The organism is Sulfuricurvum sp. (assembly GCF_023250475.1).
Lineage (GTDB): Bacteria > Campylobacterota > Campylobacteria > Campylobacterales > Sulfurimonadaceae > Sulfuricurvum.
In genome coordinates this window covers 1-11,983 of record NZ_JAHFAQ010000067.1, presented here as the reverse complement: position 1 = coordinate 11,983, position 11,983 = coordinate 1, and the positions used below count along the sequence as shown (strand labels likewise).

General features: G+C 41.7%; 18 protein-coding genes. 4 read left to right on the top strand and 14 right to left on the bottom strand.

The annotated features are described in order from the left end of the window. A partial coding sequence (locus Q0C19_RS07530) for an endonuclease/exonuclease/phosphatase family protein (RefSeq protein ID WP_295054671.1) occupies positions 1–311 on the top strand: 311 nt, incomplete at its 5' end. On the opposite strand, the gene Q0C19_RS07525 is transcribed toward Q0C19_RS07530, so the two are convergent. Beyond that, entirely contained in the window at positions 308–889 is a 582-nt protein-coding gene (locus Q0C19_RS07525) for a hypothetical protein (protein ID WP_295054667.1), read from the bottom strand. The genes Q0C19_RS07530 and Q0C19_RS07525 overlap by 4 nt on opposite strands. Positions 890–898: 9 nt before the next feature. Further along, positions 899–1,111, bottom strand: a complete 213-nt coding sequence (locus Q0C19_RS07520; protein ID WP_295054664.1) for a hypothetical protein — start codon at positions 1,109–1,111, stop codon at positions 899–901. A gap of 254 nt (positions 1,112–1,365) precedes the next feature. On the opposite strand from Q0C19_RS07520, the gene Q0C19_RS07515 reads away from it, so the two are divergent. Continuing rightward, positions 1,366–1,785, top strand: a complete 420-nt coding sequence (locus Q0C19_RS07515; protein WP_295054661.1) for a hypothetical protein — start codon at positions 1,366–1,368, stop codon at positions 1,783–1,785. 18 nt (positions 1,786–1,803) lie between these two features. On the opposite strand, the gene Q0C19_RS07510 is transcribed toward Q0C19_RS07515, so the two are convergent. The 3 genes from Q0C19_RS07510 to Q0C19_RS07500 are packed head-to-tail and all read right to left on the bottom strand — an operon-like array spanning position 1,804 to position 3,914. Further along, positions 1,804–2,532, bottom strand: a complete 729-nt coding sequence (locus Q0C19_RS07510; protein WP_295054658.1) for a hypothetical protein — start codon at positions 2,530–2,532, stop codon at positions 1,804–1,806. Between the two features lie 45 nt (positions 2,533–2,577). After that, the gene (locus Q0C19_RS07505) at positions 2,578–3,069 is read right to left on the bottom strand and encodes a hypothetical protein (RefSeq protein WP_295054656.1); all 492 of its coding nucleotides are present in this window, start codon (positions 3,067–3,069) and stop codon (positions 2,578–2,580) included. A gap of 8 nt (positions 3,070–3,077) precedes the next feature. Continuing rightward, positions 3,078–3,914: a hypothetical protein gene (locus Q0C19_RS07500; RefSeq protein ID WP_295054653.1), complete on the bottom strand. Its 837-nt coding sequence runs from the start codon at positions 3,912–3,914 to the stop codon at positions 3,078–3,080. A gap of 182 nt (positions 3,915–4,096) precedes the next feature. Here Q0C19_RS07500 and Q0C19_RS07495 point away from each other — a divergent pair, with 182 nt between their 5' ends. After that, positions 4,097–4,294: a hypothetical protein gene (locus tag Q0C19_RS07495; RefSeq protein WP_295054650.1), complete on the top strand. Its 198-nt coding sequence runs from the start codon at positions 4,097–4,099 to the stop codon at positions 4,292–4,294. A gap of 20 nt (positions 4,295–4,314) precedes the next feature. Here Q0C19_RS07495 and Q0C19_RS07490 read toward each other — a convergent pair whose 3' ends face one another. Together Q0C19_RS07490 and Q0C19_RS07485 are read right to left on the bottom strand one after the other, a co-directional pair. Then, complete coding sequence (locus Q0C19_RS07490) at positions 4,315–4,470, bottom strand: hypothetical protein (RefSeq protein WP_295054647.1); 156 nt, start codon at positions 4,468–4,470, stop codon at positions 4,315–4,317. Positions 4,471–4,685: 215 nt separating this feature from the next. Next, positions 4,686–5,045, bottom strand: coding sequence for a 4-fold beta flower protein (locus Q0C19_RS07485; RefSeq protein ID WP_295054644.1), 360 nt, complete (start codon positions 5,043–5,045; stop codon positions 4,686–4,688). Positions 5,046–5,196: 151 nt separating this feature from the next. On the opposite strand from Q0C19_RS07485, the gene Q0C19_RS07480 reads away from it, so the two are divergent. Then, positions 5,197–5,586 (top strand): 4Fe-4S dicluster domain-containing protein, encoded by a 390-nt coding sequence (locus Q0C19_RS07480; RefSeq protein WP_295054641.1) that lies wholly within the window; start codon positions 5,197–5,199, stop codon positions 5,584–5,586. Here Q0C19_RS07480 and Q0C19_RS07475 read toward each other — a convergent pair. From Q0C19_RS07475 to Q0C19_RS07445, 7 genes are all read right to left on the bottom strand, one after another. Next, on the bottom strand, positions 5,577–6,047 hold the full coding sequence (locus tag Q0C19_RS07475) for a hypothetical protein (protein ID WP_295054638.1): 471 nt from the start codon (positions 6,045–6,047) through the stop codon (positions 5,577–5,579). The genes Q0C19_RS07480 and Q0C19_RS07475 overlap by 10 nt on opposite strands. A gap of 72 nt (positions 6,048–6,119) precedes the next feature. Then, positions 6,120–6,323, bottom strand: coding sequence for a hypothetical protein (locus Q0C19_RS07470; protein WP_295054635.1), 204 nt, complete (start codon positions 6,321–6,323; stop codon positions 6,120–6,122). Beyond that, entirely contained in the window at positions 6,320–6,604 is a 285-nt protein-coding gene (locus tag Q0C19_RS07465) for a BrnT family toxin (protein ID WP_295054633.1), read from the bottom strand. Before Q0C19_RS07465 ends, Q0C19_RS07470 begins: the two co-directional genes overlap by 4 nt. Positions 6,605–6,874: 270 nt before the next feature. Next, positions 6,875–7,507: a hypothetical protein gene (locus tag Q0C19_RS07460; RefSeq protein WP_295054630.1), complete on the bottom strand. Its 633-nt coding sequence runs from the start codon at positions 7,505–7,507 to the stop codon at positions 6,875–6,877. A 210-nt stretch (positions 7,508–7,717) separates the two neighbouring features. After that, positions 7,718–9,196, bottom strand: a complete 1,479-nt coding sequence (locus Q0C19_RS07455) for a TIR domain-containing protein (protein WP_295054627.1) — start codon at positions 9,194–9,196, stop codon at positions 7,718–7,720. A gap of 179 nt (positions 9,197–9,375) precedes the next feature. Then, entirely contained in the window at positions 9,376–11,256 is a 1,881-nt protein-coding gene (gene htpG, locus Q0C19_RS07450) for a molecular chaperone HtpG (protein ID WP_295054624.1), read from the bottom strand. A gap of 92 nt (positions 11,257–11,348) precedes the next feature. Then, positions 11,349–11,983: tRNA pseudouridine synthase A (locus Q0C19_RS07445; RefSeq protein ID WP_295054621.1), on the bottom strand; the 635-nt coding region annotated here is incomplete at its 5' end.

Genomic DNA, 11,983 nt, shown 5'->3' with positions numbered 1-11,983 from the left:
GATCAACCCGAATATACAACAAAGAGATCGAAGCTATTTTTGAAAAGATAGGTCGTCATAGTGGAGCTATGATCGTGACATGGGATTTTAACAGTTGGAACAGAGCACGGATCGGCTTTGTACTGAAATCGGCAGGAGCGTTACACCTTCAGAGTATAGAGACCGAGCACACCCATTTGATAAAATCGTTTATGAACTATAAATTGGATCATATTTTTTATCGCGGGCTGCAATTGGTAGAGAGTCATGCCATCGATGTCCAAAAAATTTCAGACCATAATGCATTATACGCCCGTTTTAGAGTCCTCTAGGGCTGCTTTCGGTCAAAATGATAGATGGAGCTGTTCGGCAGAGGTTTTTTCTCTTTCCAGCTCAGATACGAACTTTTGAGATGCTTTCCGTCATTTGAGAGTTCATGGATAATTTGGTGGACGTGATCTTCATCCGATTGGCACAGTTCGGTGGAGAGGTCGCAGTCGAAAATGATTTTATTCGGGGTGCTCTCTTTTAGATTCGCGAGAAATTCGGGCTGGTTTTGTTTGGAACAGTAGTGGGTTGCTTTGAGATTGGAACACGCGATATCTTTGCAGTGGTACATGGTGACCATTTGCTTGGGCGTGTTGGGGAGGAGATCTTCTTGTATCGTTACCTCACCGCCGATGAGTTTGAACGCCATAGCGGTCGTATCGGTTCCGGCAAGGGGCAAGAGTGCTTTGTGCTTATACGATTCCGTACCGGTTTGTTGCTCAGCACTCGAGAGTTTCCATTCCCCTCTGAGGGAAGTATCCATCCAGTCGAACAGTTCCCATGCGGTTGTATTTTCAGCGCCATGAGCGGAGGGGATGACGGCAAATAGGGTGATTAAAGATACTACAAATGTTCGGAGCATTGTTATTCCTTAGAGCTTCTCGGCACCTTTTTGGGTCAGTACTACGGTGACGCCGTCCTCTTGGATCTCGATCAGTCCGTCGTGTTTCAGTTCATCCATCGCGATTTGGAACGGGCGGTCTTGTTTGGAATCGAGTTTTTTCAAAATAGCGCTGATAACGTCTTGTTTGGTCATGATATGACCCGCAAGGGCGTGGCTGCTTTTGAACCAGTTTAGAAACATCGCTTTGATCTCATTTTTCTGAGTGGTTTCGATGTTCTCTTTTTTCGGCGGCGCTTTGCGCGCAAAATTCTGCTGAGGTCTTTTGGTATCCCGTTTTACTAAGGGCTTTCGATTGGTGGCAGATGGTTTGATAGGGTATCCTTCGTATCCGTTTTAGTATCGTATTGTAGTTGTTTTTGCTAAAAATACGGATACTCGGTAAAATAGCGATCTTTATTTATAAACAAATACTATAGTTCGATACAAGGAATAACATGAAAGAATTGAGTTTAATTGATTTGAAACTCGCATTCGAACACGATATTAAAATGGCGCTCTATACCCTTGAACGATATAACATTGAAGCGAATCTTGCCTTGGTAGCCTGTGATGATTATAATATTGATAAGACGCATCTGATGGACAGTGTGCGACAGAGCGATATCATCAAAAAAGTGAACGAGCATTATATCGCGGTGTTATTTACGTTTGTAGATCATGTGGGGGCTCGATGCGCTTTGGAAAAACTGGTTAATCTCTATGAGGAGTTTCACCTTAAAGGGAGCCTCATTATCTTGAAAAAAGGGGAGACGATCGATGCGATTTGCGAGCGCCTTTTGGAAGCCAATCATCTCATCCATCAAGACCCAAGCAATAGAATATTTAACGAATTCGATTACGCCCTTGTCGAATAGAGATATCGCAACGAGAGGTTATTTCGGAAACGGCAGTATCATCCGGACACGTTTTCGATACTCTCTGTAGGTGTCGCCCCATTCCGAAATCAAATCCCTCTCTTCATACCAAAGACCGATAAAGATATAAAGACTTAACGTGATCGAAAGCATCAAGTGAGAATACGACATACTCGGTGTTACCCATAGTCCGATCAGTATCCCCAACTGGATCGGATGGCGTACACATTTATAAAATAATTTTTCTTTGAAATCAATCGACGGGGCAGGTTTATTGAGGAGATTCAGATAGATTTGCTGCAGTCCGAACAGCTCGAAATGGTTGATGAGAAACGTAGAAAACAGCGAAAATCCCCAGCCGAAAAGATAACCTGCGGTCAATAATATTTTTCCGGTTTCATTATCCACATGCCATAAAAATCCCTCAAACGGCTGCCAATACAAACAGATCAACCCCAAAGCCAATCCTGAAAAAAGGACATAGGTGCTCCGCTCTGCCGCTTGGGGAATAATCTTGGTCAGATAGGTTTTAAAGAAGGATCGGGCCATGACCGAATGTTGAAGGGAAAATAACACTATCAAGGCGAAGTTGATGCTTAAAGCATCTATTAACGGCACCGGATAGTAGGTATTGACGGTTATCGGCATAAATGTCCATTCGCCGATGTATAAAATAAACCACACCTGTGTGATCAATGCGACGGTGTAGGAAAAGAGTCCATACATAAAAATAATCGCTTTACTCATATCGACCGTCCCCTTTTTCCCTCTAAGTGCTTTTGTGAGTATAGCCTAAAAGTGAAGGTGCATAAACTGCGACAGGATGATGATGGCTACCACAAGGAGAAAAGGGAGGGTGTGGGTTTTGAACACCCACGGGTTGATTCCGAACACCTTTTGATTGAATCCCCGTACTCCGAGCCACAGACCGAATAGGGATTTGATCAGCAGCAGCGTTTGAAACGAGCTAAGCCCCTCAGCACCCACTTCGCCGAATACTTGAGTGATGAGGTAAATTCCGCTCCCTACCGCGGTGAAGAGAGCGTAGGGGACGACTTTGCGCACGTGTATCATGATCGCTTCACGGGCGCGCGCATGTTCTTCTGCGCCGAGGGTTTGCGTCATCTTTGACAAGAAGAGATAATCAACGAACAAAAAACCGCCGTATACAAATGCTGAGAGGAGATGAACGGTATGGATGATAGTGTAAATAATGGAAAAGCCTTTAAACGATAATGGAGAATTATACGCTCCGGGAGAAGGAACCGTATTGACGAAAATCAAGGGGCGGATTAAAAAAGATGGATGAATTCATCCCACCAAGATGCTTCCGGAATCTGGAAGGTATCCGTTTCCAGCTTTCGTGAGGAGGTGTTCCATCTCATCGACTTTGAATCATCGGCAATGATATCTATTTTAAAACTTTGATCTATCAAATGATTGATTTCAAATTGCGGATGGTGAACCGTACCGCATTCGTCTTGCTTTTTAGGGCTTGAGGGATCACAAGGCTGATACTCGTACAGTGTCTCCGATAGATCCATGAGGCACATAAAATCTGAGTGCGTTGAATCATCGTAACGGGAGGTCATACAGTTGAATTTGGTTTGATAGACGAGACGAAAATAGTTTTCATTCGATCTGAATGCGTAGGGGATCGCATTGCGTTTGTTAAAAAATCCCCGAGGGGAACCCGCACCGTCTTGGGTTCCGTGATAAATCGGCATTGCCCAATTCCCTTTTTTCCATCCGAAACCCGAGGGGTATACTCCTACAACAGGAAATTGATTGTATACCTCTTCGTCGTATACCCGTTTGATTATCAGATTGAGGGATTGAAATGTGTAGGAACACTCATCCTCTTCTTCCGGTGTCGCATTGATGGTGATCTGAAGCGTATACTCATTCTCATCAATATCAAACGTCTCCTTTTTTGTTTTTGGAGCAAACGAGTCTCCCTGTTGTTCGCTACATTCTTTTTTCTTGTTTTGTGCAACATACGTCAGTTCGTAATACGCATTTAATCGGGGATCTTTTTCACCGTTTAGGGTATAGGTGATTTGTTCATTTGCCGATAAATGGAGCGTTGCTATTAAAAAAAACAGGCTGAGCCGTCGGATTTTATTCATGAGTATCGTACCGCTTTACAATATTGATAGATTCATTATATCTTTTTGTCACTTCTAAGCTTTAGTGTTGGAACGGGGAGAAAACTTAATAGCTTCCTCATTGATTGAGATGTAAAAAAAAATATAAATAACGTTTAATTTTAATAGTTGTAAAGTGTTGAATTATGAAAAAGGATGTTGTTATGAAATATCAGTGCGATTTTTGTAAAAGTGACGATGTCGAAACGCTGTTGGTAGATGGAGAGGTCATTGTAATGTGTCACGTATGCAATGTCGAAACCGTTGTCGAATATCCTGACTCCATAAACTACTTAGAATCCGAAGTCAACGATGAATACGCGCTCAATCACAGGGTCGGCACTATAAAATTTCATGTATAGTATCTCCTCCCCTTTTGACATTATTCCGTTTTCGTTTTGACGGAAGTTGCCCCTTCGTTTACTTCCCCTTTGGTCCAAGTCGTTGCGCTGGAGGTATCTTCTTTCATCCCTTTCCAGGTAGCCGAACATCCTGTGCAGAGTAGCAATGCGGTAGCGATAAGTAGTGAACGTTTCATTGTGATTCCTTTTTGTGGATAGATTTAAATCATTATAACATTTAAAATAACACTTATTGTTAATTTTTGTAATTAGAGTCGGGAAGGAAGAATGGCGTTTGAGTTTCGGGCAAACGTTGAAGCAGTAGAATAGATTGATGGGCATAAAGCATAGTATAGCGAGATCCAAAAACGATGCAATCCTTTCGGTACTGCACTCTTCGGATCAGTATTTTTTAACCGTCTAAAAAAGTTTCCCAATGTAGCGGGCTCCAATGATGCGAGTCACGGAGTGTTTTAGAGGGAACCGCGTGAATCGGAGCTTTCGGTGCGGAGGAGGGGATAGGGGGAGGAGGTGTAATCTCCGGTATCGGAAGCATAGGATCATAGGAGGCATCGTCCATATAGGCTATCCGTTGTCCTCTTCTGTCCAAAAAAAGACCTTTATGAAAGATTCCTAGATGCAGGGCATTAAAGGTGAAAAGATTGCAGCCTCGTATGAACGCTCTGCAGAAATTTTGACGGTCATAAATGACACCATTATCAAGCCAGCCGATTGTTCGACCATGACGGTTAAATATAGGTTGCATCGCCATTTTTCCTCCCGTTTAGTTTTTAGGGGGATTAATTCTAGCAGAGATTTTTTTAAATAAATAATGGTATTTAGTATTTTTAAATATTACATATCTGTACTTTAAGCTTTGAACACATCTTGCACAGTAACTAGAAAATTCCAAGGAGCAATTTATGGCTGTTTTGATCAGTGATTCTTGTATCAATTGCGATGCGTGTATCGAGGAGTGTCCTGCAACGGCAATCGTCAATGCTTCTGAGTCACCGCTTGCGAGTGGCGAATATACCTATGTCAAACCTGATAAGTGTATCGAGTGTGTCGATGCCGCCGTCCCCAAATGCGCCGATGTCTGTCCGACCGAGGATTGTATCGTATGGGATATGCCCTACATCGCGGAATACAATGACTATTTCGTCCACAGTGATCGTTACGTGATCCGTGAACATAAGAAAAGGGGTCTAATGTCTCCCGAGGTGAATCCGATGCCGTGGCGTGAAGGGATCAGTATGGAGCAAAGAGAATTACGTGTGAGTGTCGGGCAGACGCTCAAGCTTTATAATTGATCGATAACAAATCTCTGCCGTGTGACGGTGCCCCAGTAGGGATCATCATAAGACTCTTCGGTATATTCTGTCTCATTGAAACCCTTGATGGTTTTACGCCAAAATGCGGTGGCGTACTCAGCTCCCTGAATCTGTTTGATCTCCCACTCTCCGGGGTAACTTTTCCAGATAGCATGTGCAAACTCCATTCCGATACCGTTTTTGCGAAAATAGGGAACTACGTAAAACTCACACACCTCGTACACTTGAGACTCTTTGCAACGGATCGCGGCGATTCCGGCAGGGGTATTGTCAATGATGAGTAAAAAGCCTAGGATATCATCTCCTAGATGGGTATCGAGCTCGAACAGACCCGAAGCGTTCGGTTTTTTACCAGTAATCGGCGAGAACTCGGCTTCGTAGGATTGTATGAGATTGTTATAGATAGGGGCATTGGTTTCAGTAATGGGGGTGATTTTCATGGGCGGGTGACCTTTGGAATAATTAAATATCTTCGCCCTTGTCGAATGCTTCGTCAAATTTTTTAGCTGTTTTCATGCCGATACGCGGTTGGCAATTTCGATATCTTTACGCAAAAGTTCATTAATCAAGCTTTGGAGGGTTTCATTTTTCCCTTTGAGTTTATCGGCAAAAAAGCGAGCTACATCTTTATCGAGATAGATAGGTGCCTCGATCTCTTCGAGGGGAATATAAAATTTGCCTTGTTCGGCATTTGTGAAATCGTATTCTTCTTTCATTTTTGTGACCTCATTTCATAGATACGTTGTTCATTATTCGTCGATTTGCGAGCAGAAATAATTCTAATCGAATCACCCTCTCGATAGGTATGAACGATCAATAATACACTCATCTGTAAACTTTTTCCTAAAAGAATCCAGCGTTCTTCAATATCAGAGTGTTCATCATCAGGGATATTGAGAGCAAACGGATCGGAAAATACATAGACTGCATCCGCAAAATTGATACCGTGTTTTTTGATATTGGCTTGATTTTTATTCTCATCCCATTCAAATTTCACAGATTACCTTTGTACCATGTTAATAGGGATATTGTAGCATAAGTACGAATATGTCCTTTTCTTTTTCATAAGAAAAGAACGAAAAGAAAATAAATTCCCCGTGATCCAACACCTAGAGCCGCTGCGAAGGCAGTAGTGCCGAGAGGAACGAGCGTTCTTGGATCGCGGTATGCTCTTTTGCTACTTTTCGGCTAAACAGAAAAGTAGGGAGCTGTTTTGAAATGTGGGGTGAGGGAAGGGGAATAGAAAAATAGCCTGGTCCCTTTTTCTTTATCTTTTGTTTGAGATAATTGCAAAAAATAGTAGTACCCATAATAATAATGAGGATTTAATTGAATTGAACCAAGTGGCTTGTTCATTCAATATCCAAGTTACATTACCTGCAATAAAAAATGCCCAAAAAATCATCATAAAAGCTGTTAGTGCAAGGTATCTTAGTTCACTAATAAAGATAAATTTAGTAACAATTGAACTCAAAAAATTTGCCATGAGCTGAGACAGTTTCCAAAATGGGAAATAGGCAAATACACCAAAAATGGCAGAAATCATTGATAAGTTATCTTTGTTTATAATGAAATCTATTGCGAATTTAGAGTCTATAAGATTTACATTTGGGTTTAAAAGCCCTCCATGAAGTGAAATTGGGACATAGAAAGCCATATACATGACAAAATATGAATAGCCATAAAAAAATATTTTATTTAAAGCTATATCTAATTTCGCTCGATTTATAGCTCTCGATTCTTCTACACTTACTGAGTCAGATTCAGGAAAAGTTGGCTCAGATACATCTGGAACAGATGCAGGGGTAATTTTGAAAATATTTTGAAAATACGGGGTTAAAATATTCGCTACAATGCTCAAAATTATTGCGATTATTCCACCCATGATTGCATCAAACATCTAAAATCTTCCTTTTCTTAGTATATTTTTTCAGATTGAGCGTGTATATCACTAATCTGCATTCCCACTCAGGAGAGTGGGAACGAGAGCGAGCGTTGTCTTTATCGCATGTTGGGCAAGAGAGTTCTAATTTATTATTCATTTGTATCCTGATTTACTCGCTCTTAAGCTCTAGCTTGGGAACGAGGGAAAGTAGCCTGTCCTCTTTCTCTAAATAAGTGTTTGTCTGATTTCTGCAATTTTTTTTCTACATAAATCAGCTATTTCTTCAATCTGAGGGAAAATTTCATTAGATGTATTTAATACATATCCACCAACTCGTGTGCTTTCGTTAAATATGCTCTCAGGAACTGAATCAAACCAAATGGGAATAACTGCATTTTCTTTAAATCTTTCTTTAAATTGCTGAGATTCAAATCTAGTCCAAATTCGTTTTGGATATTCTGAACTTAATAATACAATTACATATTGTGCATCAGTCATATATATGGGACGTAAATAGTCTTCTACATCTTCTGCAAGAATTCTATGCTGTTCATTACGATCATAAAATACTTCGAATTGCATTTCGGAAAGTGAATTGAATAATGCTTCTGCAACTGTTCTTTCTGAACCAGAAAATGAAAGGGCAAAGTCGTATTGACATGGAAATTCCATAGTTAGAAACCCAATATTTTTTGCGAAAGATGACCATGTAATATTTCTTATATAATATACATATTGAGGGTCTTCAACCGATAGCAATTTAGTAACTGGATCAAAATGAAGAACTGCTTTTATATCTTCATTCTCATTTATAAGTGTTTCTAAGTAACCTTTATCTACAACTTGTACAATACTACCTTTTAAGTCCGGATATTTTCTTAATACATCATCTATTGATAAAGTCCATTCATCTGACATTCCTAACCAATATAATAAATGTAAGTAAGGAGCACGGCCTTCTCGGCGAACCCTCGTACCTTGAGCAAAGTGAACAGTTCTATCTTTAAAGCTTCTTGATAATCGGTCGAATACTTTTCCTTTGACTAATTCAAAACTATTAGTTGTTACCACTTTTATTTCTTTAGATTCTAAAACTCCTGAATCTAAACATGCTTGATGAGCTAACATTTGAGCAATATAAAAACTTCCATGTGAAGCTTCAGAAATATCATTTTTTATGTTCAATTCAATGTTTAAAGCAATTTCTCCTTGTTCAAGCAATTGAAGAGTTTTATATACAGGATTTGCTTCAAATTGTATTACTTCTAGCCGATTATTTAAGTCATGTGCAAAATTTACAAGAGATTGCCCAGCGTGATTTATTCCTAAAATGATTATTTTAGAATCTTTTCTTTCTTCGTCAGCAAGTATTTTCATGTAGTCAGCAATTCGACTTTTTATATCATTAGTTAAGCGATGAAAATCATCAATAATAACAATACCAACATTGTCCATTTCTGGTAGTTTATATATAAGGTCAATATCACTTAATTTTCTTCCAGAAAGTACTAATACATTTTCGAGGTTTAATTGTTTAAGCGCACGATGAACAGAAGTGGTTTTTCCAATTCCAGAAGGACCTTCAATAACTACTCCTCGTCCAGGTGTTCTCAAAGCTACAACTAGAGAAGGATATTCTATGGGCTCAACAAATGTAATGGTAGGTAATCCTCCTACTTTAAAAACTTCTTCTAAGTTGCTCACTTATTTTCCTCATCATTATTTAAAATAGTTTATTCTTTGTTAGTGGAAAGTTTAGCATATAAATAAAAGAATATATGATTATTAAATTATATGCATATATGGATTTTTATTTTTATATCAAAAGAATAAGAATAAGAAAAGATTGAGAGATTCCCGCTTTCGCGGGAATGACGGAGAAATTACAGCGCCTTAGCCATAATACGGTTAAGACGTGCGATAAACCCTGCGGTGTCCGCAAGCGTCTCACCCTCATACAGTTTCGCCTGATCGAGCAACACATGTGCCGCATCGTCGATAAGGTTCATGTCTGCACTGTCGCTGAGTTTTTTGATCAACTCATGATTCGGGTTGATTTGGAGGATTTGTTTCGGTGCCGGGAAATCTCCGCCCATGTTTCCGAACTGTTTCATCATCTGCGCCATCATGTACCCTTGGTCTTCTTTGTCGACTTTCAGACATACGGCAGAGTCGGTGAGATCAAAGGTCGGCTCGACTTTCGATACGCTCTCGCCCAAAGCGTTTTGGAGCTGTCCGATGAAGCCCTCTAACCCTTTGGCTTTCTCTTCGTGCTCTTTTTTCTCCTCTTCGGACTCTTCGAGAACCGCATCGGTGACGTTGACGAATTTATACTCGTTGTACTCGGTTACCATCGGGAATACGATCGTGTCGATCTCTTCGTTGAGGACGAGGACATCGATCCCTTTGGCTTTGAAGCGCTCTAAGCTCGGAGAGTTTTTGAGCATCCCGAGAGACATTTTTGCACTGATGTAATAGATCTCTTTTTTCTCGGCATCGACACCCTCGATGAATTTGCTGAACATTACCGGTTCGGCAGAGTTCAAGGTGTTAAGTTTGAGAAGCTCTAGGATACGCTCACGGTTGCCCATGTCGCTGTAAAGACCCTCTTTGAGAACGTTTCCGAACTCTTTGTAGAAGGCGTCGTATTTATCCGCATCGTTTTCAGCGACTTTTGAAAGTTCTCCGAGCACTTTTTTAACCGATGCGTTTTTGATTTTTGCCATAACGCGGTTGCTTTGGAGGATTTCACGGCTGACGTTCAACGGAAGATCCGCTGAGTCGATCACCCCGCGAAGGAAACGGAGATACGTCGGCATAAGCTCTTTTTCATCGTCGGTGATGAAGACGCGGTTGATGTAGAGTTTGATACCGCTTTGGTAATCGACGCGGTACAAGTCCATCGGTGCTTTGGCTGGAACGTAGAAGAGAGTGGTGTACTCTAACGCCCCCTCGGCTTTGTTGTGCATCCAGAGCAACGGCTCGCTCGAATCGTGGGCGATGCTGGAGTAGAAATCTTTGTACTCCTCTTCGCTGATGTCGCTTTTGCTGATCGTCCATAGGGCGTTGGCTTTGTTGACTTGTTTGTTAACGATTTCGTTGTGACCTTTCTCTTCGCCCTCCGCAGGTGCTACCCACTCCTCTTTGTCCATGAAGATCGGGAACGGGATATGGTTCGAGTATTTTTTAATGATACTCTCTATTCGGTGCGTCTCTAGGAATTCGCTCTCATCGTCTTTGAGGTGCATGATGATGCTTGTACCGTGGCTGTCGCGTTCTGATGGTTCTAGGTCATACTCTGAGCCTGCCATAGAGGACCATTTGTAGGCTTGCTCTTCTCCGGCTTTGCGAGAGATGACTTCCACTTTGTCCGCTACCATGAACGCTGCGTAGAAACCGACACCGAATTGACCGATCAGGTTGGAATCTTTTTTCTGATCGCCGCTGAGTTTTTCCAAGAACGCTTTGGTTCCCGATTTTGCGATGGTTCCGAGGTTCTCTACGAGATCCGCTTCGTTCATCCCGATACCGCTGTCAGAAATCGTGAGGGTTTTTGCCTCTTTGTCGATGAGGATGTCGATACGCGGAGCAAAATTAACCCCTTTGTACGCATCGTCGGTAAGGACGAGCATGTTGAGCTTGTCGAGAGCATCCGAAGAGTTCGATACGAGCTCGCGGACGAAAATCTCTTTGTTGGAGTACAAAGAGTGAATCATTAAATGCAAGATTTGTGAGACTTCAGTCTGGAACTGATGTTTTGCCATGTGACTATCCTTAAAGGTTAAATTTTGAGCTGTGATTGTAACGAAATAGCATTAATAATGCAAGAGCTATCAATTAAGTTGAGTCTATTCGACTAATACTTGATGCGGGTTAGGTAGAGACCGTTGTGCGGAGCGATATCGGTAGAGTGCCGTTTGATGCAGTTTAGCTGCTCTAGAAGCTGTTCTTTCGTCGCTTTTCCTGCGGACATACGAAGCAAAAACCCTGCCATCAGGCGGATTTGGGAGCGTAAAAAACCGTTACCCTCAAAAACGAGGACGAAGTATCCCTTGTAGCTGTAGGCGTAGGCTCGGTAGATGATACGGGTGAAATGATCCATATCGTTGCCGCTTTTTTTGAAAAGCTCAAAACTATGGGTTCCCTCGAAACATTTAATCGCATCGGTAATGATCTCACGGTTGAGGGCAGGGATAAACGAGACGAAGTTGTCTTCGAAGGGATTGGTGGTCCCCTCTTTGATGACGTAGCGGTAAATTCGGCGTTTGGCACTGTATCGGGCATGAAATTCGCACTCAGCAAATTCGATTCGCAGTATGCGCAATGAATTGGGGAGCTGGAGGTTGAGCATCTCTTTGAGGCGTTGCAAATAGCTCCAAAAGAGGGGAAGGTCGATGTGCATCACCTGATGGGTGGCGTGAACGCCTCTGTCGGTGCGGCCTGAACCTTTGGGTGCAGAGTTGATTTTGAGCCGTTTGAGGGCGATGATGA

Coding starts and splice junctions, on each gene's coding strand:
- Q0C19_RS07495 (WP_295054650.1), top strand. CDS start 4,097: ATGAAATATCAGTGCGATTTTTGTAAAAGTGACGATGTCGAAACGCTG.
- Q0C19_RS07510 (WP_295054658.1), bottom strand. CDS start 2,532: ATGAGTAAAGCGATTATTTTTATGTATGGACTCTTTTCCTACACCGTC.
- Q0C19_RS07490 (WP_295054647.1), bottom strand. CDS start 4,470: ATGAAACGTTCACTACTTATCGCTACCGCATTGCTACTCTGCACAGGA.
- Q0C19_RS07520 (WP_295054664.1), bottom strand. CDS start 1,111: ATGTTTCTAAACTGGTTCAAAAGCAGCCACGCCCTTGCGGGTCATATC.
- Q0C19_RS07470 (WP_295054635.1), bottom strand. CDS start 6,323: ATGAAAGAAGAATACGATTTCACAAATGCCGAACAAGGCAAATTTTAT.
- Q0C19_RS07460 (WP_295054630.1), bottom strand. CDS start 7,507: ATGTTTGATGCAATCATGGGTGGAATAATCGCAATAATTTTGAGCATT.
- Q0C19_RS07500 (WP_295054653.1), bottom strand. CDS start 3,914: ATGAATAAAATCCGACGGCTCAGCCTGTTTTTTTTAATAGCAACGCTC.
- Q0C19_RS07485 (WP_295054644.1), bottom strand. CDS start 5,045: ATGGCGATGCAACCTATATTTAACCGTCATGGTCGAACAATCGGCTGG.
- htpG (WP_295054624.1), bottom strand. CDS start 11,256: ATGGCAAAACATCAGTTCCAGACTGAAGTCTCACAAATCTTGCATTTA.
- Q0C19_RS07515 (WP_295054661.1), top strand. CDS start 1,366: ATGAAAGAATTGAGTTTAATTGATTTGAAACTCGCATTCGAACACGAT.
- Q0C19_RS07525 (WP_295054667.1), bottom strand. CDS start 889: ATGCTCCGAACATTTGTAGTATCTTTAATCACCCTATTTGCCGTCATC.
- Q0C19_RS07475 (WP_295054638.1), bottom strand. CDS start 6,047: ATGAAAATCACCCCCATTACTGAAACCAATGCCCCTATCTATAACAAT.
- Q0C19_RS07480 (WP_295054641.1), top strand. CDS start 5,197: ATGGCTGTTTTGATCAGTGATTCTTGTATCAATTGCGATGCGTGTATC.